This window comes from Enterococcus sp. UD-01 (assembly GCF_044909655.1).
Taxonomy (GTDB): Bacteria; Bacillota; Bacilli; order Lactobacillales; family Enterococcaceae; genus Enterococcus_L.
In genome coordinates, this window is the sequence record NZ_JBIYEU010000003.1 from 1 (window position 1) to 23,500 (window position 23,500).

Below are 23,500 nucleotides of genomic sequence, written 5' to 3' on the forward strand. Positions count from 1 at the left end.
TTGTTTTTACCGTTGTAAAAACAACCTACACATTTGGTTCGTCTTACTTTGTTCAGTTTTCAAAGGTCTACGTTGTTACCTCGCAGCAACTTTTATATCATATCAAATCTTCAATTTGATGTCAACACTTTTTTAAAAAAGTTTCAAAGTTTTTTCTGCTCGGCGCTGTCGTTTCTTTCAGCGACAACTTCATTAGTTTATCAGGTTGTCTGTTATTTGTCAACAACTTTATTCCTGATTTTTCAAGTTTTTTTCAAACCTGAAGTGTTATTCTATTGTTGTCATCCGGCGTTGGTTACCCTCGCCTTGCGACATGTAATAATATACCAAGATTCTTGGCTCAGGTCAATTAAAATTTGCATTTTTTTCGAACTTTTTTTCGTTACCGATTGTTCCTTTCTTTTTGTCCTTTATTGTTCGTTTTTATGGTCTTTTACTCGTTAAAAATTATTGCTTTTCAGGATTTTTTCATAAAATAAAAAACAGATTATTCATTGATAATCTGTTTTTTACTTTTATCTCATCGTTGGGAAAAGTAAAACATCACGAATAGATTGTGCATCAGTCAGCAACATAACTAATCGATCAATTCCAATTCCTAAGCCTCCGGTTGGCGGCAATCCATATTCTAACGCTTCAATAAAGTCTTCATCCACACCATGTGCTTCATCATTTCCTTGTTCACGTTCTTTTTCTTGTTCTTCAAAACGTTCTCTTTGGTCAATCGGATCATTTAATTCAGTAAAGGCATTTGCAAATTCTTTTCCTACTATAAACAATTCAAATCGGTCTGTGAAACGCGGATCTTCCGGATTTTTCTTTGCTAATGGCGAAACTTCTACTGGATGCCCGTACACAAAGGTAGGTTGTGTTAACGTATCTTCAACAAAGGTTTCAAAGAATTCATTTAAGATATGCCCTACCGCCATATTGTCATTAATCTCTACATTATGTTTTTTCGCTAATTCTCGTGCTTCTTCTATGGTCATCTCTTGCCAGAAATCAACACCTGTTTGTTCTTTGATGGCATCTGCCATGTGAACACGTTTAAATTCAGAGCCTAAATCCACGGATTGCCCGTCATAAGTGATCGTTGTTGTACCTAACACTTTCTCAGCTGCATTGCGGATGATTCCCTCTGTTAAATCCATTACGTCTTTATAATCTGTATAAGCAGTATATGCTTCTAGCATAGTAAACTCCGGATTATGAGTTGTGTCAATTCCTTCATTACGGAATACGCGGCCAATTTCGTAAACTTTTTCCATACCGCCGACAATTAATCGTTTAAGATGTAATTCCAAAGCGATCCGTAAATACAAGTCCATATCTAAGGCATTATGATGCGTAATAAACGGCCGAGCAGCAGCTCCTCCAGCATCGTTATGTAAAACAGGCGTTTCTACTTCTACATAACCATTGCTGTCTAAATAGCGGCGAATTTCACTAATAATTTGGCTGCGCTTCATGAAGCGGTCAAAGCTTTCTTTATTGCTGATCAAGTCTAAGTAACGTTGACGATAACGTTGCTCAATGTTTGTTAAGCCGTGATACTTATCTGGCAACGGGCGCAATGCTTTTGTCAACAGCACAATTGTTTGGGCTTTAATGGTCACTTCGCCTGTGTCTGTTTTCATAATTTGACCAGTTACTCCGAAGAAATCTCCCAAATCTGCGTGTTTGAAGATGTCGTAGGCTTCATCCCCTACTTGATCTTTACGTACATAAATTTGGATTTGTCCTTCCCGATCCTGTAAATGAGCAAAGCCTGCTTTTCCTTTGCCGCGTTTAGTCATCATACGACCGGCAACACTTGCGGAAAGGTCCAGTTCGTTTAATTCTTCTTTTGAATTTTGGTCGAATTGTTCATGTAATTCTTTTGAATTATGAGTACGGTCAAAACGTTTACCGAAAGGATCGATCCCTTCTTCACGTAGATTTTCCATTTTCTCACGACGCACAAGCATTTGATCGTTTAACTCTTCTAAGTGCGCTTGTTGTTCATCTGCCACTTTATTTCCTCCATTCTAAAATCGCATACCCTTATAATGCCATAGTAAAACAAAAAAAAGCAAGCCGAACTTTTGATTCAGGCTGCTTTTTTTGCTAGATTATTTCAATCGTTTCTTTTTCCAGATGTTTTTCTACTTTTTCTACAAATTCATCCAGCAAATCTGTCATTTTCTGTTGTGTTTCTGCTTGATTAATCGCTGCTTTGACTTTAGCAGCCCTAGGGATTCCTTTTAGATAGTAAGCAGCATGTTGACGAAACTCTCTGACCGCGATTTTTTCCCCTTTTAGATCAACCAAACGGTTTAAATGCACCTTAGCCGTTTCGATTTTTTCAAAAGGAGTTGGCTCAGCAAGAAGCTCGCCCGTTTCAAGGTACTGTTTTGTCCGCTGAATCATCCAGGGATTGCCCAATGCCGCTCTGCCAATCATCACACCATCTGCTCCGACATACTCTAACATTCGTTTGGCATCTTCCGGCGTCTTTACATCGCCATTCCCCATAAACGGAATCGTCAGGTGGCTCTTCACTTCTTTCAAAATTTCCCAATTGGCTTTACCTTCATACATCTGTACGCGAGTCCGGCCATGCATAGCTATGGCAGAAGCCCCTGCTTTTTCAGCAGCCAGGGCGTTTTCAACAGCAAATAGATGGTCTTCATCCCAGCCGATTCTCATTTTAACGGTTACCGGCAAATCAACCGCAGAGGATACAGCTGCTACCATTTCATAAACCTTATTCGGATCCAACAGCCATTTCGCTCCAGCTTCTGCTTTGATGACTTTATTTACCGGACAGCCCATATTAATATCAATAATCGCCGCTTTGGTATTTTCCTCTACAAATTTAGCTGCTTCAACTAACGTTTCTTTATTACCACCGAAAATTTGAACACTTAAAGGGTACTCTCTATCATCGATATAAAGCATATCCAGCGTTTTTTTATTTCTATGCTGAATGCCTTTATCACTGATCATTTCGCAAACAACCAGTCCTGCACCAAACTCTTTTACGGTTACTCGGAAAGCTGCGTTGCTGATCCCAGCCATCGGTGCAACAACAACGCGATTGGGAATCTCAACATTGCCTATTTTCCACATCTAGCTTTCCTCCTAGTTTTCTTGTGTATTTTTAATGGCTTCGTCTCTTAAATCAATTAATTCTTGCTCGGTGTAATGGTATTTATTACCACAAAATTGGCAAACTGCTTCTGCGCCATGATCTTCTTCAATCATAGCGTTAATTTCATCTATACCGACCGCAATAATCGCTGTGGCAAATTTTTCTTTTGAGCAGTCACATTTGAATTGAACCGGCATTTTTTCCAAGATCTCGATTTCATCTTTGCCTAATAGACGCTCCAGAATCCCTTCTGGTGATTCACCTTCATCAATTAAACGCGAAATCAGCGGAACCTCTTGTAGTCTTTGCTCGATAAAATCAATCGTCTTTTCATCTGCACCAGGCATTACTTGAATCATGAAGCCGCCAGCCGCACGAACCGTTTCATCTGTATCCACTAGAACACTCAACCCCACAGCAGACGGAATTTGTTCAGAAACTGCCATGAAATAAGTGAAGTCTTCACCAATTTCACCTGAAACAATTGGTGTTTGTCCGGAAAAGGTTTCTTTTAAGCCTAAATCCTTAATCACAGTAAAGATCCCTTCATTCCCTACTGCGCCGCGGACATCGATCTTACCATTTTTATTCAGTTTTAGACTAACATGGGGATTTCTTATGTATCCTTTCGTATTACCGCTGCCGTCGCTGTCAACTATGATACTGCCTGCTGGACCATTTCCGTGAATTTTAACCGTTAGCTTGTCGTCGCCTTTTAAAGTAGCGCCTAGTAACAAGGCTCCTACCATGGTTCTACCCAACGCTGCAGTTGATGAACTCCAAGTATCATGACGGCGCTGTGCTTCTGAAATGGTCTCAGTTGCACACACTACATAAGCACGAATTGAACCTTTATAACACAGAGCTTTTACTAAATAGTCTTCCATTTTATTTTCCTCTTCTCACTTGCTACTATTTCTGACTCATTATCAGATAATACTAGGATTTACTTAATTTTTCAACTAAAGAATTTTAAGCTAATAAAAAGCAAGACTTTTCTACCAATTATAATCAGCAGCTAAGTCTTGTTTTTTACAGAGTAACAGACAACCAAAAATGATATTTTTTATTTAGCATTCATTTCATTCGACGAAAAATAGATGCTTATGCTCAGATATAAAACTATCAGACAAATCAATACTACATAAAATGCTTTGACTGTTAATGAGTGCATATACATAGAATAGATACCAATAGCCACTGAGATTCCGATGTATTGTAATAAAGGGTTTCTCCAATTTTTTCTGATTATTACCCCAATTATACGTATAGGCAAAAATAAAATACCGAAAAAGAATAAACCAAAAACTGTACTAGCTATATTTTTTCTTATACGTGACATTGTCCTCTCACTCCTTTCTCCCTCTTCAGTGATGTGGTGCCATTTAAACTGTAAGGCATTTTCAATTAAATACAATGAAATCTGATCTGGCTGACTTTTTTCTAGTTCCCACTTTGAAATCGTTTGGCGTGTAACATATACTTTGTCAGCCAATTGCTGTTGAGTCAGCCCACGTTCTATTCGTTTCTCACGAATCATTTTTCCTAAAGTCACGTTACTCTCTCCTTTAAATGTAGTCTTTACCATTTCTAAAATACAGCAATACCCTGCGTTGCGCACGCAACTAAAAAAGAGGATTGACTAAAAGTCGTTAAGGTACGAGCAGTTGGAGTAAAAGACGACGAATGCGCTTTTCGCATTGGCGGTTTTTATGAAATTGCCGTAGTACCTGACTTTTGGTCACCGTTTAACCAAGGTTGAACCAAAAGTCGCTTAGATACGAGCAATTGACTTTTGGTCACCGTTCATTCGTAAAAAGAGAGCAAGACAAAACTTTTTTAGTTTTGTCTTGCCCTCTTAAATTCTAAATAAATGATAGAATCGCTTTGGAGCTAAACACTTCTACTCCAGCATCTTCTTCAATTTTATTTGTAACGATCTTCAAAGTTATTGCGATCATACTCGGAATCGTTCTTCTCTTCGTCATCTTTATGTTCAGATTGAACGGTTTCCTCTGTCTTTTCGCTGTCGGATTCTTCCTTTTCCGCTTCGTCATGAAGTTCTTTTTTCGCATCCTCGAAATCATTCTTTTCTTCCGCTTGTTTTTGCGCATCTTTTTCTTCCAATGCTCGTTTTGCTTCTTCAAAAGTTTGCGCTTTTTCACTTGGGAATTGGCTATCAAGCACGTCTTGCGGCATTACGCCGTCTTCAAACAATGACTTGATGCTGCGAGCATCTAGTGTTTCGTATTCTAATAGTTTTTCAGCAATTAATTTATGCTGTGCACGATGTGCTTCGATAATTTCGTGGGCTTTATCGTGAGCTTCCATTAAGATACGACGAACTTCTTGATCGATTTCAAAGGCGACTTGTTCAGAGTAAGCTTTTGTTTGACCATAGTCACGTCCAACAAAAACTTGGTGATTGCCTTCGTATTGAACAGGGCCTAATTTGTCACTCATTCCGTATTCAGTTACCATACTGCGGGCAATACCTGTTGCTTGTTCAAAGTCATTAGAAGCGCCTGTTGATTGTACGCCGAAAATAATTTCTTCCGCTGTACGTCCGCCAAGCAAGCCAACGATTTGTTCAAACATATCTTCTTTTGTCATTAAGAATTGATCTTCTTTAGGCAACGCAATCATGTAGCCGCCAGCACGTCCGCGAGGAATGATCGTTACTTTGTGAACCACACGCGCACGGCTTAACACTAAACCGACAATTGTATGTCCAGCTTCATGGTAAGCAACCATTTCACGTTCTTTTTTGTTGATGACGCGGTCTTTCTTCGCAGGACCGGCAATCACACGGTCTTCAGCTTCATCCACATCTGACGCATCGATTTTCTTTTTGTTGCGACGAGCGGCAACTAAGGCTGCTTCGTTTAAGACATTTTCTAAGTCTGCACCGGCAAAGCCTGGTGTTTGTTGCGCAACAACTTTCAAGTCAACATCGTCTGCCAACGGTTTGTTGCGGGCGTGAACTTTCAGAATTGCTTCACGGCCTTTAACGTCCGGACGACCAACTAGAATTTGACGGTCAAAACGACCTGGACGTAATAACGCCGGATCTAATACATCTGAACGGTTTGTTGCGGCAATGACAATAACTCCTTCATTTCCGTCGAAACCATCCATTTCAACTAGCAATTGGTTCAAGGTTTGTTCACGTTCATCGTGACCGCCGCCCATGCCGGCGCCACGTTGACGTCCTACAGCATCAATTTCATCAATAAAGATAATCGCTGGTGCATTTTTCTTCGCTGTTTCAAATAAGTCGCGGACACGGCTTGCACCGACACCGACAAACATTTCAACGAAATCAGAACCAGAGATTGAGTAGAATGGTACGCCTGCTTCACCGGCAACAGCTTTCGCCAGTAAAGTTTTACCAGTTCCTGGAGGTCCCTCTAAAAGAACACCTGCTGGTATACGTGCACCTAATTCGACAAAACGACGCGGATCTTTTAGAAATTCAACCACTTCTACTAGTTCTTGTTTTTCTTCTTCAGCTCCAGCTACGTCAGAGAAACGTACACGATTCGCTTTTTTGTCGGCTTCTTTGGCTTTGGATTTACCGAAGTTCATCACACGGCCGCCGCCACCGCCACCGCCACCTTGTTGTCCCATCATCATGTAGAATAAGAAGACTAACAAGACAAGTGGTAAGAAGCTAAATAAGAGAGAAAGCCAAGCACCGCTTGTAGATTGTTCTTTCACTGTTAGTTTTACATTGTTTTTCTGAGCCATATCCTGAATTCCTGAAAGTGTAATATCACTTGGCAGGACAATCGTGGTAAATGCTTTTGTGGTTACTTCTGTTGATCCCCATAATGCAAGACCACCAGTGTTTTTGATTTCTTGTTTTTCTTTGTACTGACCTGTAATCTTATAAACGCCGTTGGTAGGCTGGATTGTCAGTTCCTTCACTTTCCCTTCTTCTAACTGGGTATTGAAGGTTGAGTATTCGATATCTGGAGATTGCGAATTATTATTTCCAAAAATGAAATAAATAACCATGACCATCGCCAAGATCAGCAATACATAATATAGGCCATTTTTCATGCCGCCATTCTTTTTATTCATGCCTGTCCTCCTTTAGTGACTGCTCGTAATTTATTTACGGTATTTTTATCAATTCTGACCTTTCCATTGTAACATAACTAATTCAAAGAGAGATATTAATTTGATTCATATATTTCAGGTTTCAACACGCCAACATAAGGTAAATTACGATAAGCTTCTGCATAATCCAAGCCATAGCCGACAACGAATTCGTTCGGCACGTGAAATCCTACATAGTCAGCATTAATATCCACCACACGTCCTTCAGGTTTGTCTAAAAGAGTGACGATTTTTACAGATGCGGCTTTTCTATATTTAAATAAATCCACTAGATAAGCCAGTGTTCGACCGCTGTCGATAATATCTTCCACGATCAATACGTTGCGTCCTTCGACATTTGTGTCAAGATCTTTGACGATCTTTACTTCACCGGAAGAAACTGTCGCATTTCCGTAACTTGAAACATCCATAAAATCCATTTCTAAATGTGTATCAATACAGCGAGTAATGTCAGCCATAAAAGGAATGGCTCCTTTTAAAATACCGATCACTAAAGGATTTTTGTCTTTGTAATCTTCTGTCAGCTGTTTTCCTAATTCTTTTGATTTTTCAAGAATTTGTTCTTCGGAAATTAAAACTTGCTTAATGTCTTTCTCTAGCATAACGCTCTCCTTCTCCTTAATGGTTCGCTGTTTTTCCCAATTTACTTCCTTCACAAAATAATGAGTCATTTACTCCTTGTCATCCAATTAAGGACTTTTATGCTTCAAACTTCGTTCAGATCAAAACATGTCGGTGGCATCCTTTACTATAAAACAGTCAGAGTTATTCACTCAAGCGCTGCTTTGTTTTATAAAGGAGTCTGTAGTGTATTTTATCAGTTTCTTTAGGAATACTCAAATAGGAATTTGCAAAGTTTGGTATCCAAATCAGCTCTTTGTCCGCTGACCAAATCAGCCAGGCTTGTTCCCTTTGAGTATTGGGTACTTTATTATCAATAAATAAACGGCTTACTTTTTTTGTCAGATTGGGCTGCAGCGCTATTTTGTCGCCGTTTAAACGATGTCTAACTAAAAAGGGCTGCTTCAGTTGACTAGCAATTGGCAAAGAATAAGTTTGCCAATCCTGCAGACTTTCCGGAAGCTTAAGCGGCTCTGTCACTTTTTCTAAAACTAGCCATTCATTTTCAGATAAAAAAAGCGGTTCATTCAAATGCAGTACATACGATTGCTGCTTCTCATGAAGCTGTTTTTTTTGCAAATAAATTTGTTCGTACGTCTTCAACGCCTGCCACCCCATGCCAATATCTAACGTCATTTGTGGTGTCGGCTGATTTATCATCGCCAAGAGCTGTTGCATATGATAATGTTTTACTGGCACACCTTTTGGTAAAAGGGTTTGCTGTAACAGATGCATTAAAAAGAAGGTCTGGACACTGGTTTTTTCCTGTTTTAATTCAGCTAATGAACATTGCCAGCCAACTTCATTAGACTGTACCCAACGAGTGTATTTAGGTTCAATCACTGAATGAATGAGGTCCGCCGCCAGCTCTACTTGTGTACTAAACTCAGACATGTGTTGTAAAAATTGTGGGTTCTCTTTTTTCAGTATCGGAACCACTTGATGGCGCAGCCGATTTCTGACATAATCATTGCTTTGGTTCGTTTCATCTTCAAAATAGATCAACTTTGTTTTCTGCGCGTAATCCAGCAGCTCTGCTTTTGAAAAGGTTAAAAGCGGTCGAATTAAATGACCCTTGCTAAAAACTTGCTTGTCGCGAATACCAGCCAGATTAGTTAAGGCACTACCGCGAGTCAGCTTCATTAAAATCGTTTCTGCCTGATCATCTTGGTGGTGCGCTGTCATAACAGCTGTATAATTTTCGTTTACCATGATTTTTGAAAAGAAATTATAGCGAAACGCTCTGGCTCTTGCTTCTGTATTTTTTTGTTTGTCCCTTGCCTGCCATTTTTGACTATAAAACGTTAAGTGTCGTTCGTGACAATAGCTTTTTAAGTAATCCGCTTCTTGTTTTGAAACGGGTCTTAATTGGTGGTCAATGTGAGCAACAGCCAAGCTTAAGTGATCTTTTTCAGCAGCTTTTTGCAGCAGCTCCAGTAAAACCATTGAATCAACGCCGCCAGAAACGGCCACTAAAATTTTTTGCTTTGGCTGCCAATAATTATTCTGCTTGCCCCGACGATAAAATTCCTGAAACATGCGGTCCCCTCTTTTCGATCTAAACCTACGACCTCAAACAGAAAAGCCGAGCTTTCGCTCAGCTTCGATAATTTATTAGTTACGGCGCCCGCCGCGTCCGCCGCGTTTGCCTTCAGTGTTGCGTTTTAAAGATGATAAACGATCGTCACTATCTTTTAAAAATGAGCTCATTAATGAATCAAAATCTTGTTTTGAGTTCGCTGGCTGTGCTCGTGTAAATTGTTTTTTAGGTGCTGAACGTTGATTACGGTCGCGATTCCCTTGATATTCATGGTTGTCACGGCGCTGGAACTCACGCTTTTGTTCAACTGGCTGCTCTTGTGCCTTGCGAATGGATAAGCCTATTTTTCCATCATCGCCAACAGAGGTAACTTTAACAGTCACTTCATCTCCAACACTTAATACATCGTGGATATCTTTTACGAATCCATTTGATACTTCACTAATGTGAACTAACCCTGTTTTCCCTTCACCTAAATCGATGAAAGCTCCAAAATTAGTGATACCTGACACTTTTCCCGGCAACTTAGCTCCTACTTCAATTGACATAAAAAAAATGTTCCTCCTATTATTTACCCTATTATATCTGCAGCTATTCGCCTGATTATTGTTCAGATGAATGAGACTGTGATTGACTTTCTTCTGTTGACTGTTGTTCGCTGTTATAGCTACTTGCTTTGTTCAGATCTGGAATACTGTAAATCTGTTCGCCTTCTTTTGACACATCAAATCGATCACGAGCCAGCTTAGCAACATAATCATCATCATTTAAAAGAGCGACATCTTGTTCCAATCGTTTCACCTTTTTGTCCACTTCAGCTGATTCTTTCACCACTTGGGCATGCTGTTTTTTAAAAGAATTCAATTGACTGTAATCTTTTACCAGCTGAATACCAGAAAACACAAAAATCACAAAAGCTGCAAGAAAAACTACCGTCAAACGCCGACGTCTGAAAATCAACTGTTTTTGCTGTTTTTGGAATTCGGCATACTGTTCTTTTGTATACTCGTTATCCAACGCAGCAACTTTCTCCATGTCTTTTTTCTTTTTCACCATGTTCTATGCTCCACTCGTTTTGGGATTGTCTGCTTTATTATACCAACATCTGAGAAGCTTGTCTAATCTAAATTGCTACTATTGTCAACTCTTGTTTCAGAAATAACCTGATACATTTTTTCGGCATCTTCTTTTTTCGTAGAGTCGTGCAACTCCATAACTTTGATTTCTAATAATTTATTCCCAAATTGGATCTTTACTTGGTCGCCAATTTTTACATTACTTGATGATTTTGCTAAGAGACCGTTTATTTGAATTCGCCCTTTGTCAGCTACTTCTTTTGCAACGGTTCTTCTTTTAATAATGCGCGAAACTTTTAAAAACTTATCTAATCGCATACGTTCACCTTTTCATTCTTAATATTTTTGCACCAAACGGCAATGTCAACCATTCCCGCAAAGTAAATAGTTTTATTTTAATTATTGTATAAATAAAGGTCGCACCACCCAGTAAAACACCGAGTAGTGTTACAACAAGCGCCTGACCACGATGAGCCACACTACCACCGAGTAGCACAGCGACGCCCCCTTGAAACAAGAGTAATACAACAGCCATCAGCACCAAGCTAAGCAGTAGTTTTTTCAAAAATTGATGGTCAACGGCAAATTGATTCAGTTCTTTACTAGAAAAACGGATTAAAAGCCCTAAGGCAGCGACTAAACCGGCAATAGTTGAAATGCTTGCTCCAGCAGTTCCCCATAATTGAGTAAGCGGACTAGTTGCAACTAATTTTACCAAAAGACCAAATGCAGCAGCAAGCATTGCTGTTTTAAACTGATTACGACTTTGCAGAATACTCTGATAGGATTGAATCACTGCCATTAAAGCAATCGAGCAAACGTAAATCCCCAATACACCGTTTCCTTTATAATCCTTAAACAACGCAAAATTCATATATGGCAGCAAAAGGATCAAACCAACCGAGGCGGCTGCGGCAATCGTCGTTGTCAATCGTAGAAAAACTTTGGCTGCTTGGATAAAACGGCCGTGCTCTCCATTCGTATAATACTTTGTCAAAGCAGGTAAAAAGCTTGAGCTTAAAGCTAATGCTACCACTAAGCCCAACTGCACCAACGGCTGACCCCGATCATAGACCCCTTTGTCAATTTTAGCAGCGGAATCACTTAAACCAGCTAACACTAAAGAATTTTTAACAAAAAAGGAATCGACCAGCTGAAACAAAATCAGGAAAGCACTATACAAAGAAACAATCCCGCCTTCCAGCAGCAAACGACCAACTAATTGTCTAGCATTTCCAGACATCGACCAATGCAGCAAATATTCCGAACTGCCTGTCTGAATCTTACGATTATAGTACCAAAGAATTCCCGCTGCAGTTAAGCCGCCTAATAACGCGCCACTCATAGCTACAGTTCCGGTTTGATAAACATCCCAGCCAAAACGACTAAATGCATATGCAGCGACTAAAATAACGCCTACACGAACAAATTGCTCTGCCACCTGAGAAACACCGCTGGGAATCATCAGCAAATGACCTTGAAAATTACCGCGATAAAAGGATAGAATCGGCACCAGCAAAAACGTAAACGAAACGACTTGAACCAAAGAAGTCAGTCGAACATCTCCCATCAAGCCTGCAATCGTGTGACTTCCAAAAAAGAAAAAAGCCCATAAAACACCTGCAGTGATAAAAACGAAGGGGAACAACTGCTGTAATACCTTCTTTTGCGCACTCAGTTCCTTTTGCTCAGCAACGATTTTAGAAATAAATTGAGGTAAACCTGACAACGCCAATGTCATAGCAATCCCATAAATCGGATAGACCTGTTGATACACATAAAACCCTTCATCGCCAACCAAATTTTGAAACGGCACCCGATACACCGCACTCAAAACCTTAGCTATAAATGAAGCAATAGTCAAAACCAAAGCCCCCTGCATCATCGACCGCATTTCCCTATGCGCCATAAAAACCTCCTATTATTAAAAGCGGAATGAGCTTGCCCGACTCCGACTGGAAAATAGGAAAAGATGATTGTGACGGTTTCTGTCACAAACAGCTTTTATCTTTTTCCCGAGGAGTCAGCTCATGCAGCTGGATAACATTAAAAGCGGAACAGGCTCGCCCAGCTCTTCGGAAAGGTTCAACACTTTTTTCTAAAAGTCTTGTACTGTTCATCATCAACTCATTTCTTTCGTTGTGATTCTCAGCAAAATAGGAAATTGAGAAAAAGGCGCCTTTTGCCTTATCCGCAATTTATCTTTTTTCCGAAGAGCTAGCCTGTGCAGCTGGATAACTTAAAAGCGAAACAAATCGCTTAATCCTGTAGAAAATTAGGAAATTGACATTGAGACGCTTTTTGTCTCACTGGCAATTTATCTATTTTCCTAAGGATTGATTTGTGCAGCTGGATATCAATAATGATCAACACTTTCTACGAAAGTCTTGTACTGTTCATCATCAGTTCAATTTCATTTCACTGTGATTCTCAGCAAATAGGAAAAATCGATTGTGGCGCTTTTTGCCACAAACTATTTTTATCTTTTTCCCGAAAGGCTGGCTCATGCAGCTGGATAACTTAAAAGCGGAACAAATCGCTTAATCCTGTAGAAAATTAGGAAATTGACATTGAGACGCTCCTTGTCTCACTGGCAATTTATCTATTTTCCTAAGGATTGATTTGTGCAGCTGGATAACATTAAAAGCGGAATGAGTCGCTTAGCCTTGACAGGAAAATAGGAAAAATCGATTGTGGCGCTTTCTGCCACAAACTATTTTTATCTTTTTCCCGAAAGGCTGGCTCATGCAGCTGGATAACTTAAAAGCGGAACAAATCGTTTAATCTTGTAGAAAATTAGGAAATTGACTTTGAAACGCTTTTTGTTTCACTGGCAATTTATCTATTTTCCTAAAGATTGATTTGTGTAGCTGGATAATAATAATGATCAACACTTTCTTACGAAAGTCTTGTACTGTTCATCATCAACTCATTTCTTTCGTTGTGATTCTCAGCAAGTCTTGTACTGTTCATCATCAACTTATTTCATTCGTTGTGATTCTCAGCAAGTCTCGTACCGTTCATTGTCCACTCATTTCTTTCATTGTGATTCTCAGCAAGTCTCGTACTGTTCCTCATCCACTCTTCTTTCATCGTGATTCTCAGCAAGTCCTGCACCATTCATCATCCGCTCAATCTTCCACTGTAATTCCAGCAAAATACCACATGGCTATTCTTCTTCCTTCACAGCCGTTGTTTTGTATTTTTCTTGTCTTAGCGCTGCTGTAAATGAAGCGACTTCCTGCAGCCAGGCTGCTTGATTCATTGTTTTTGGTACTTTTAGACGAATCGTCATCTTCTCATTATCCACTGCCAAATCGGCTTTTAATTGTGTATGAGCCAAGGCTTCAAAAATTTGTTCTACATTATATGTTTTCGTACCAATTTTGCTTAATGTAAAAACAATTTCCTGCTGCCGTTTCCGAATTGATTCAAACAGCGCACGATCGCCGTTCATTTTGATTAGACCTGTCGTTAACAAATGGGCGACTTCATCTGGATATTCTCCAAAACGATCGAGTAAATCAGCTTCAAGCTCATCATACATCTCTTGGTTTTCCAATTGACGAATCCGTTTATAAATTTCAATTTTCTGCCGTTCATCCGCGATATAGCTTGACGGAAGATAGGCATCAATGCCCAGATCAATTTCCACAGAGGTTTTTTGATCCTGAATATTTTTCCCTTGCTTGCGAGCCACTGCTTCTGCCAGCATTTGTGAATACATATCGAAACCGACTGAATCAATAAAGCCGTGCTGCTGCGCTCCTAATAAATTACCGGCTCCCCGGATAGAAAGATCACGCATAGCAATTTTGAACCCTGAACCCAATTCAGTGAAATCCTTAATTGCTTCTAAACGTTTTTCACTTACTTCATTTAAAATCTTTTGCTGCTCATACATAAAATAAGCGTACGCTACACGATTACTCCGGCCGACTCTGCCACGCAGCTGATACAGCGTAGACAAGCCCATATAATCCGCATTTTCAACGAAAAGCGTATTGGCATTGGGAATATCCACCCCTGTTTCGATAATCGTAGTGGTTACCAAAATATCATACTGCCGCTCAATAAAATCAAATAATGTATTTTCCAGCTGGACTTCAGTCATTTGACCATGCGCATAAGCGATGCGTGCATTCGGCACCAGCGCTTGCAGTTCTTCTACCTTTTGCTCAATCGTGTCTACTCGATTATACAAATAAAAGACTTGCCCGTCACGAGCCATTTCCCTTTCGATAGCTTCCCGAACCGCTCCCGGATTTTGCTCCATAACGTAGGTCTGAATCGGATAACGATTTTCAGGCGGCGTTTCGATAACGGAAAGATCGCGTACTCCCAGCATCGACATATGCAAGGTACGAGGAATCGGTGTCGCTGTTAAAGTCAAAACGTCTACCTGTGCCCGCAATTGCTTCAAGCGTTCTTTGTGCTTCACGCCGAAACGCTGCTCTTCATCAATGACCAAAAGACCTAAATCACTGAAGGTGACATCCTGCGAAAGCAAACGATGGGTTCCTACAACAATATCCACTTGTCCACGCTTAATCTTTTCAATTGTTGCGTTTTGCTGCTTTTTCGTTCTAAATCGACTTAACAAGCCAATTTCTACCGGAAAACCTTCAAACCGATCAACCATAGTTTCATAATGCTGCTGCGCTAAAATTGTGGTTGGCACTAAAAAAGCAACCTGCTTGTTATTGTTGATTGCTTTAAAAGCAGCTCTTAAGGCAACTTCTGTTTTACCATAGCCGACATCGCCCACTAGCAAGCGATCCATAGGCCTTGTTTTTTCCATATCGTGCTTGATTTCAGCCGCACTGCGCAGCTGATCATCTGTTTCGCTGTAAGGAAACGCCGCTTCGAATTCTTTTTGGTAAGCATCATCAGGCGGAAAAGCATAGCCTTGTTCAGACTCACGTGCAGCATACAGCTGAATTAAATCGTCTGCAATATCTTCAATTTTAGAAGATACCTTGCGCTTGGTTTTGCTCCATTCGCTGCCGCCCAGCTTGTTGATTTTAGGCGATTTTGCTTCTGAAGCTACAAATTTTTGAATTAAATTCAACTGGGTAACCGGAATGAACAGCTTATCGTCATTTTGATAAAGAATCGTGATGTAATCTTGGTGTACGCCATCCACTTCCAGTGTTTGCATTCCAATATACTTCCCGATCCCATGATTCGCATGAACAACATAATCGCCTGTTTTTAAATCACTGTAGCTTTTTAAGCGTTCGGCGTTGGAAACGGTTTGGCGTCTCGCTCTTTTTTTCGTGGTAGTATGAAAAATTTCTTTTTCGGTAATTGCTACCAGCTTTTCAGTCGGCAGCTCAAAGCCTGACTGCAGTGAGCTTTCAATAATTTGAATTTTGCCTTCCAGTAGCTGATCGGCTGCCGTATTGACACTGGTAATATCAAAATCACGAAACAGCTCTTCTACTTTTTGACTGCGTTCTTTTGTAGGAACAAAGACGACGACTGTCTGATCTTGTTTTTGCCAGCGATCCATTTCAGTTTTCAATAAAGGCATTTGTCCGAAAAATTGCTGCATCGAACGATACTGAAAATTATGCACTGCTTGAAAACGTAAATTCCCCATTCCTTTTTGAAAAAGTGAAAAGAAAGTAGCCGCTAGAGAAAGCTTACGTACCTGTTCATGAAAATCCAATCCAAACGTCTGCTCTGGAAAAATACGCATTTCCTCCAGCTTCAATACTTGCCATTCATTTTCTTCTCTAGTAATTTCACGCTCTGCCTCGAGTATGCGAGCATAATCGTCAATAAAAATCAGGCTGTCATCGGCAAAATAATCAAGCAACGTTGTTTTTTCTTTGTATAAAAGATCCGTGTAATAATGAGCAGTATCTGTGGGAAGCCCTTGATTCCATGAGGTACTTAATTGCCCAAAATATTCTTGTAAAAAGTCCTTTTCTGCAGCATCCTTAGCAATCGCTACACGTTTTTCCAGCGCTTTTTCTAGCTGTTTCTCCCCGTGAGCAAGGTCTGCTGCTGAAAAGATTAAATCGGTCATTGGCGATAAGGTTACCTGATCAATCGGTGCAACCGAACGCTGCGTATCCGCTTCAAAGTAGCGCAAAGAATCAATTTCAATGTCAAAGAGCTCTGCTCTGACAGGATATTCCGCATTCAAAGGATAGACATCAATAATACTGCCCCGAATACTAAAATCACCCGGCTTTCCGACTAACGACTGCCGCTCATAGCCCATCAAAACCAATTGCTGAGCCAGCGAGTCTAAATCAATTTCACCGCCAACTTCCCAATGAAGCTGAGCCTCACGCCATGTTTGTTTGCTTGGCAAATATTTTCTTAAGCCCGCCACAGGTACAACGACAATCCCCGGCTGATCAGTTAAAAGAAAATTTAAAGCCGCGACACGTTCCGCACGTGCTTCTGGGGAAGAAAAAGCCATTTCGGCAGACAACACTTCATCTACAGGAAATAAATACACGTCCTCTTCTGATAAAATATTACGAAAATCCTCTGCCAGCTGATTCGCATAGTAGAGATTAGGAACCGCTACAACAACTTTTTTATTATTTTGCTGAAAGCCGCTTGTCATGACTAAGGTTTTGGCTGAGCCAGCTAAGCCGGTGATTAACTGACGTGTATTTTTCTTTAATTGCTTTTGCCAGTCTTTAACTAAATCACTTTTGCCAATTCGTTCAATGATATTCACATCTGGCTCCTCCTTTGTTTTTTACGTTTATTTTCCATTGAATTGATTCATTGTATCGACGAAGCTGTGTCCTTCGCAGGCATAAATAGCTGCATCAGCAGCGTTTTTTACTGCTATAAGCATCGCTTCATGGCTGTCTTTAGGGAAAGTGCTTAATACATGTTGAATGACCGTTTGCTTGCCCATAGGACGACCAATACCGATTTTTATTCGCGGAAAGACATTCGTTCCTAAATGAGCGATCAGACTTTTAACACCATTGTGACCGCCCGCACTGCCTTTTTGTCGCAAGCGAATTTTTCCTACTTCTAAATCCAAATCATCATAAATAACGATTAATTCGGCTTCTGTTATCCCGTAATAAGTCATTAAAGGTCCCACAGAACGTCCGGATTCATTCATAAAGGTCAGTGGTTTAACCAGCATAATTTTTTCTGTACCAATAAAAAATTGAGCAATGTCTGCTTCAAATTGACTTTTATTAAAAGTGGCATTGTAGCGATGGGCAATTTCATCGACTGTAATGAAACCAATATTATGTTTTGTTGTTTGATATTTACTTCCTGGGTTACCTAACCCGACAATCATTTTCATTGACTATATTCTCCTTGTAAAGTACCTGTTTCATTTTCCAACACAAAATACCCGAGCAGGAAAAGCCTCTGCCCAGTTTTTTTACAATTATACCACAAAACTTACAACAGCCGAATCTTTTAAATTATTAAAAAAGCTATAAGAGCAATAAAACACCTTTATAAAAAAATAACTATCTGCGGAAATAGTGAAGTAACGCACATGAAAGAGTTTTCTTTTGAAACAGGTTCAAAAACTGTATCAATTTTTAAAAGCAAATAACGTGACAGAACTCACAAACGATGGTATTATCATAGTGTTAAAACAATTATCTGAAAGGATTGATACACATGACTGCAGCAGCAGGAAATAAAGCTCACCAAAAAGTAATTTTAGTTGGAGATGGCGCTGTCGGATCTAGTTATGCTTTTGCCTTAGTCACTCAAAATATTGCCCAAGAAGTTGGAATTATAGATATAGACACTAAAAAAACTGAAGGAGATGCTGCTGACTTATCTCATGCGCTTGCATTTACTTCACCTAAGAAGATTTATGCAGCAACGTATGACGATTGCCACGACGCTGATCTTGTTGTTTTAACAGCAGGTGCTGCTCAAAAGCCCGGCGAAACAAGAATTGATCTTGTTCACAAAAACTTAAAAATTAACAAACAAATTGTGACAGCGATTGTTGAGTCCGGCTTTAACGGTATTTTTCTAGTTGCAGCAAATCCAGTAGATATTTTAACTTATTCTACATGGAAATTCTCAGGTTTTCCAAAAGAACGCGTTATTGGTTCCGGAACTTCTTTAGACTCTGCTCGTTTCCGTCAAGCCATCGCTGAATTAGTCGATGTGGATGCCAGAAACGTCCATGCTTATATCTTAGGCGAACATGGCGATACAGAATTTCCTGTTTGGTCTCATGCGAATGTAGCCGGATTACAAATTTACGAATGGATTAAAAATAATCCAGACGTCGATGAAGAAGCGATGGTTAATTTATTCTTTAATGTTCGCGATGCCGCGTATTCTATCATTGAGAAAAAAGGGGCGACCTTCTACGGAATCGCAGCTGCATTAGCTCGTATAACAAAAGCTATTTTAGCGGATGAAAATTCTGTCTTCCCACTTTCTGTTTACTTAGACGGTGAATATGGCCAAAATGATATCTATATCGGTGCGCCTGCGGTAATTAATCGTCAAGGAATCCAACAAGTAATCGAAATCCCATTAACAGATTCTGAAAAGGATCGGATGAATGCTTCTGCTAAAGCGTTAAAAGAAGTAATTAAATCAGCATTCGAAAAATTTGAAGCTGAAAATAATTAAACACAAACACTACCTGTACAACGATTTTAAAAGGAGGAAATTTGACTTATCTTGTCAGCTTTCCTCCTTTTTGCTTTTATTGGCTAATTATATAATCCATCCACGTCTTCTTTTGTAACAATGTAAATATTTTTCATTTGGGTATAAGCATCCAGCATTGATTTATGCGTTTCACGACCGATTCCTGATTTTTTATAGCCGCCAAATGGTGCCCCTGCCGGTAATTGATTATACGTATTCACCCACATACGTCCAGTTCTGACCTTGCGAGCCACTCGCAAAGCTGTGTTGATATTTTGTGAGAAGACAGCGCCGCCCAAACCATAATCGGATTGATTAGCTAAAGCGATAACCTCTTCTTCCGTCTTAAACTTCATAACAGTCGCAACCGGTCCAAAGATTTCCTCTTGGGCGATACACATGGCATTATTCGCATCAGCCAACAGCGTTGGTTCTAAAAAGGCGCCGTTTTCTAAGCCGTTGCCCGTAACTTTACGACCGCCTGTAACCAGCGTTGCTCCTTCTTTAGTACCGATTTCTACATAGTTTAAAATATCCTTTAATTGTTTTTCATTAATTTGTGCACCCATTTGTACGCCGTCTTCCCATGGTAAGCCGACTTTAATTTTCTCAAATTTTTCTTTTAAAGCAGCAACAAATTTATCGTAAATGCCTTCTTGGACAAATACACGCGAACCCGCACAGCAAACTTGTCCTTGATTAAACAAAATGCCTAGCTGTACACCTTCCAGCGCCCGTTCCCAATTGGCATCATCAAAAATAATGTTTGCTGACTTGCCGCCCAGCTCCAAGGTTGCCGGAATCAGCTTTTCAGCAGCCGCTTTTGCCACAGTATAGCCAACTTCCGTTGAACCAGTAAAGGCCAGTTTATCAAAGCCGTCGTGTTCAAGCATATAATTGCCAGAATCTGAACCACGTCCAGTAATCAGGTTGACTACGCCTTTTGGCAAGACTTGATCCAATAATTTAAAGAGTTCCAATAAGCTTAATGAAGTGGTAGAGGAAGGATGGATAACCACTGTATTACCTGCTGCAATTGCTGGTGCCAGCTTCCACGCGCCCATTAACAATGGAAAATTCCAAGGAATGATTTGACCCACAACCCCAATCGGTTCTTTAACAACAATTGATAAAGTATCCTGATCAAAATCCTTCACTGTCCCTTCTTCTGCCCGGATAACTCCGGCAAAATAACGGAAGTGATCGATCGTCGCTGGAACATCAATTGTTAAGGTTTCACGTAAGGGTTTACCATTGTCTAAGGTTTCAACGAGTGCCAAGTGCTCTTTGTTTGCTTCAATTAAATCGGCAATTTGCAGCAGTAATCCGCTGCGTGTTGCTACGTCTACGTCTTTCCAGGTTTTGAATGCTTCGTGTGCCGCGGCTATCGCTTGATCGACATCTTCATTCGTAGCATCAACAAAATCCGCCAGCTTTTCACCGTTACTAGGGTTATAGCTCGTAATTTTACGATTCCCGGAGCCGTTTGTCCATTTGCCATCAATGTATAATTGATAACTTTCATCCACTGCATTGCTAATATCAATTGGTCTACTCACTAAAAATTCACTCCTTCTTTTAATGGTTACGCTTACATTATATCCCTAAAAATAAAAATGTAAATAGCTAGTTCCGCTTTTTACTATAAATTTCTTACATATTTAATTATTGGTCTATCCGAAAAACAGAAAGAAGCCCGGCCGGAACTATAGATTAGCCTCGCCCTAGCTTCTAATTTCGAATGATTGGTTTAATCTTGATATAAAATATGTTTTTCTCGCAGCGTTGCTTTAATTCGCTCCAATGTTTTTTCATCCTCACAGCGAATGGTGTGTAAATGTACGCCTTCTGTTAATTCAGATAATAAGGCAGCACTGCTGCTTTGATACAGTTTAACAAAATCCTGTACCTCTTTTTCTGTCTGAATATGTAGCCCACCGGTCAGCTCGCCATAAATAGGATGCTCCACAATGACATCAACAATTTCGCCGCCTAAAGAAACAATCAGCATTAATTCTTCTTCTGTTTGTTCCGGTAAATGCTGGCAAGCAATCTTTCGGACAAGCCCTTGCTTGTTTCCTGCCGCCTGCAGCACATAGCCTCTGGCAGTGGCAATAATTTCTATACCAGCTGCTCTCAGTAGTGCCACATCGCCAACAATGATTTGGCGGCTCACCTTAAATTTTTCAGCCAAGCGTCTGGCACTTAAAGGCTTATCGGTATTTTCCAACTCGGAAAGAATCAATTCCCGTCTTTTTACTCCGTCCATCCGTCTTCTCCTGTTCTATTCGTCAAGCTGTTCCTCCTGAAAGCGTTTGGAGGCATCCATCAATCCTTGATACGTTTCCTGGATCGCTTCGTTATAACGATTGTTTTCTACAAAGCTCGCGATTTTTTTCAATACTTCTTGTTCTCTTGAGGTGTCTAAGATTGCTTTGCTCTCTTCTTTCTTAACCGCAACAATCGCTTCCACCACAGTCATCCGTTCTTCTAATAAAGCAACAATTTGCTGATCCAGATGATCAATTTTTTGGCGCTGCATCTCTAAAGGCGAACGTGCATCGTCTCCTTCAATCTCTTTGATCACTCTAGCTGGATTTCCACCAATCACGCAATTGTCCGGAAATGACTTAGTAACTACCGAACCAGCAGCAACTACTACATTATCGCCTAAAGTAACCCCGGGTGTAATTACAACATTGCCGCCCAGCCAGACATTATCGCCAAGAGTGATCGGCTTCCCGTATTCCAGTCCGCTGTTTCTTTTAACAGGATTCAATGGATGGGTCGCAGTATAAAGTTGCGCATTAGGACCAAACATACAATTATCTCCAATTGTAATAGGACAAATATCCAAGAAAATGCTGTTAAAATTTGCGTAAAAATTTTTCCCCACATGAATATTAAAGCCATAATCAAAGCTGATAGATGGTTCAATATAACAGCCGGTTCCTGTTGATCCGAACGTTTCTTCTATTAATTGACGACGAATATAGCGATCTTCTTCTTGATTAATGACTTTCATTTGTTCTCTGGCAAATTTGCGAGCCGCCACCAGTTCCGGATCAGCAGCAAAATATAATTCTCCGTCAATCATCTTTTGACGTTCTGTTTTTATTTCTTCCATTTTAAAACTCCTCTGCAAAAATAGTAGCGGCGTCTGCTTCTACGTAATAGGCCGCGCGCGTCAGCTGAATCGGTGTTTGATTAATTACTAAAACCTCTGCTTGCTTTGCAGCATAATGAATGAGGTCACAGAAAGGATGAACCTGAAAACTAGTACCGACAATCACGACTAATTCAGCCTGACTGACCGCTTGAACTGCCTGTGTAATCTTTTGTTCATCTAATCCCTCTTCATATAAAACAATAGCGGGTCGGATCTGTCCGCCGCATTGCTGATGTCTATCGGAATGCAAATACTCCTTTGCAGAAATTTTTTGCCCGCATTTTCTACAATAACAGTCATATAGGTCTCCGTGAAAATTCACCAGATGCTGACTTCCTGCCTTTTGATGAAGACCATCTATGTTTTGTGAAACCACCCAGATCTCTTTGTTTTTTTCCAGAGCAGCCATCTGCAAATGACTAGCATTTGGCACAGCTTCGGGGTGATACAACGTTTTAACAAAGCGATAAAACTTCTCCGGCTCTTCATTCATGCAAGTATAGCTTAAAAGATATTCCGGTCGTTCGATTCCTTGATATATGCCTGACAACGAGCGGTAATCAGGCACGCCCGAGCCAGTGGAAACACCGGCACCGGTTAAAAAAGTAATTTTCGTAGCTTGTTGCATCATTTCTCCTGCTGCTCGACTATCGATTCGTTTCATAAAATCAGCTCCTGATATAATTATTATAGCTTAAAAATCCCTAAGAGAGAAAGATTATTGAAAGGAAAGTAACACATTATCTCCGACTTTTTTTATAATGGATTTTCATTGTCTTTTCATGACAAACCTAGGAGAACGTGATAGAATACTCTATGTATAAAAGTGAGGTGAAACTTCGTGGTAGCGTTTATTATTTATTGGGCAGCTATTTTAGTCTGCATCGCCTGGGGTGTCTTAAGTTTATGGTTTTCAATTTTCTATCTTTCTCGTAAAGAAAACGGAAATCTATGGGCTTTTGCATTTTTCAATGTTATTTTTGGAATTGTTTTAGCTATTGTTTTAGTCGTTTACAAAACATGGGATTTCGATATTACAACATACTCAAGCTTGATTTATACAATTTTAGCTTCTTATGGTGTGTTGACAGTTCTACAAGCAATTTTAGGTCGTGAGCCTAAAGCTGCAACAGCTTAAATTCATTAGCTCTAAAAAAAGTGCGCTGACCTTGAAGTTATTTCAACGTCAGCGCACTTTTTTTAGA

19 protein-coding genes are annotated in these 23,500 nt (G+C 40.0%); 2 read left to right on the top strand and 17 right to left on the bottom strand.

The genetic code is table 11. From position 1 onward, the window contains the following. Positions 1-515 precede the first annotated feature (515 nt). The 13 genes from lysS to pth all read right to left on the bottom strand — a co-directional run bounded on the left by lysS (position 516) and on the right by pth (position 17,795). Entirely contained in the window at positions 516-2,012 is a 1,497-nt protein-coding gene (gene lysS, locus ABH902_RS03605; protein WP_404589207.1) for a lysine--tRNA ligase, read from the bottom strand. Between the two features lie 94 nt (positions 2,013-2,106). Next, positions 2,107-3,111: a tRNA dihydrouridine synthase DusB gene (gene dusB, locus ABH902_RS03610; protein ID WP_404589208.1), complete on the bottom strand. Its 1,005-nt coding sequence runs from the start codon at positions 3,109-3,111 to the stop codon at positions 2,107-2,109. A gap of 12 nt (positions 3,112-3,123) precedes the next feature. Further along, positions 3,124-4,020: an Hsp33 family molecular chaperone HslO gene (gene hslO, locus ABH902_RS03615; protein WP_404589209.1), complete on the bottom strand. Its 897-nt coding sequence runs from the start codon at positions 4,018-4,020 to the stop codon at positions 3,124-3,126. Between the two features lie 179 nt (positions 4,021-4,199). Then, the gene (locus ABH902_RS03620) at positions 4,200-4,688 is read right to left on the bottom strand and encodes a helix-turn-helix transcriptional regulator (protein WP_404589210.1); all 489 of its coding nucleotides are present in this window, start codon (positions 4,686-4,688) and stop codon (positions 4,200-4,202) included. 371 nt (positions 4,689-5,059) lie between these two features. Further along, the gene (gene ftsH / locus ABH902_RS03625) at positions 5,060-7,219 is read right to left on the bottom strand and encodes an ATP-dependent zinc metalloprotease FtsH (RefSeq protein WP_404589211.1); all 2,160 of its coding nucleotides are present in this window, start codon (positions 7,217-7,219) and stop codon (positions 5,060-5,062) included. Between the two features lie 95 nt (positions 7,220-7,314). Continuing rightward, on the bottom strand, positions 7,315-7,860 hold the full coding sequence (gene hpt, locus ABH902_RS03630) for a hypoxanthine phosphoribosyltransferase (RefSeq protein ID WP_404589212.1): 546 nt from the start codon (positions 7,858-7,860) through the stop codon (positions 7,315-7,317). A 163-nt stretch (positions 7,861-8,023) separates the two neighbouring features. Next, positions 8,024-9,418 carry a tRNA lysidine(34) synthetase TilS gene (tilS, locus tag ABH902_RS03635; RefSeq protein ID WP_404589213.1) on the bottom strand — a complete coding sequence of 465 codons (1,395 nt, stop codon included), beginning with the start codon at positions 9,416-9,418 and terminating at the stop codon, positions 8,024-8,026. Between the two features lie 75 nt (positions 9,419-9,493). Beyond that, positions 9,494-9,967, bottom strand: a complete 474-nt coding sequence (locus ABH902_RS03640; protein ID WP_154776657.1) for a S1 domain-containing RNA-binding protein — start codon at positions 9,965-9,967, stop codon at positions 9,494-9,496. A gap of 55 nt (positions 9,968-10,022) precedes the next feature. Continuing rightward, a complete protein-coding gene (locus tag ABH902_RS03645; protein ID WP_404589214.1) occupies positions 10,023-10,475 on the bottom strand; it encodes a septum formation initiator family protein in 453 nt (150 codons plus the stop codon). Positions 10,476-10,537: 62 nt separating this feature from the next. Continuing rightward, the gene (locus tag ABH902_RS03650; protein ID WP_404589215.1) at positions 10,538-10,813 is read right to left on the bottom strand and encodes an RNA-binding S4 domain-containing protein; all 276 of its coding nucleotides are present in this window, start codon (positions 10,811-10,813) and stop codon (positions 10,538-10,540) included. A gap of 4 nt (positions 10,814-10,817) precedes the next feature. After that, positions 10,818-12,404, bottom strand: a complete 1,587-nt coding sequence (locus ABH902_RS03655) for a polysaccharide biosynthesis protein (protein WP_404589216.1) — start codon at positions 12,402-12,404, stop codon at positions 10,818-10,820. Positions 12,405-13,664: 1,260 nt separating this feature from the next. Further along, complete coding sequence (mfd, locus tag ABH902_RS03660; protein ID WP_404589217.1) at positions 13,665-17,201, bottom strand: transcription-repair coupling factor; 3,537 nt, start codon at positions 17,199-17,201, stop codon at positions 13,665-13,667. A gap of 27 nt (positions 17,202-17,228) precedes the next feature. Beyond that, on the bottom strand, positions 17,229-17,795 hold the full coding sequence (gene pth, locus ABH902_RS03665) for an aminoacyl-tRNA hydrolase (RefSeq protein ID WP_404589218.1): 567 nt from the start codon (positions 17,793-17,795) through the stop codon (positions 17,229-17,231). A gap of 329 nt (positions 17,796-18,124) precedes the next feature. Between pth and ABH902_RS03670 the strand changes: the two genes are divergently transcribed. Next, positions 18,125-19,105 carry an L-lactate dehydrogenase gene (locus tag ABH902_RS03670; protein WP_404589219.1) on the top strand — a complete coding sequence of 327 codons (981 nt, stop codon included), beginning with the start codon at positions 18,125-18,127 and terminating at the stop codon, positions 19,103-19,105. Between the two features lie 83 nt (positions 19,106-19,188). Here the strand turns inward: ABH902_RS03670 and ABH902_RS03675 are convergent, their stop codons facing one another. From ABH902_RS03675 to ABH902_RS03690, 4 genes are all read right to left on the bottom strand, one after another. Next, on the bottom strand, positions 19,189-20,685 hold the full coding sequence (locus ABH902_RS03675; RefSeq protein WP_404589220.1) for an aldehyde dehydrogenase family protein: 1,497 nt from the start codon (positions 20,683-20,685) through the stop codon (positions 19,189-19,191). 191 nt (positions 20,686-20,876) lie between these two features. After that, entirely contained in the window at positions 20,877-21,395 is a 519-nt protein-coding gene (locus ABH902_RS03680) for a transcription repressor NadR (RefSeq protein WP_404589221.1), read from the bottom strand. A 15-nt stretch (positions 21,396-21,410) separates the two neighbouring features. Continuing rightward, positions 21,411-22,253, bottom strand: coding sequence for a chorismate mutase (locus ABH902_RS03685; RefSeq protein WP_404589222.1), 843 nt, complete (start codon positions 22,251-22,253; stop codon positions 21,411-21,413). A gap of 1 nt (position 22,254) precedes the next feature. Then, positions 22,255-22,959: an NAD-dependent protein deacylase gene (locus ABH902_RS03690; protein WP_404589223.1), complete on the bottom strand. Its 705-nt coding sequence runs from the start codon at positions 22,957-22,959 to the stop codon at positions 22,255-22,257. Positions 22,960-23,136: 177 nt separating this feature from the next. Between ABH902_RS03690 and ABH902_RS03695 the strand changes: the two genes are divergently transcribed. Next, on the top strand, positions 23,137-23,433 hold the full coding sequence (locus ABH902_RS03695) for a hypothetical protein (RefSeq protein WP_216646695.1): 297 nt from the start codon (positions 23,137-23,139) through the stop codon (positions 23,431-23,433). Positions 23,434-23,500 lie beyond the last annotated feature (67 nt).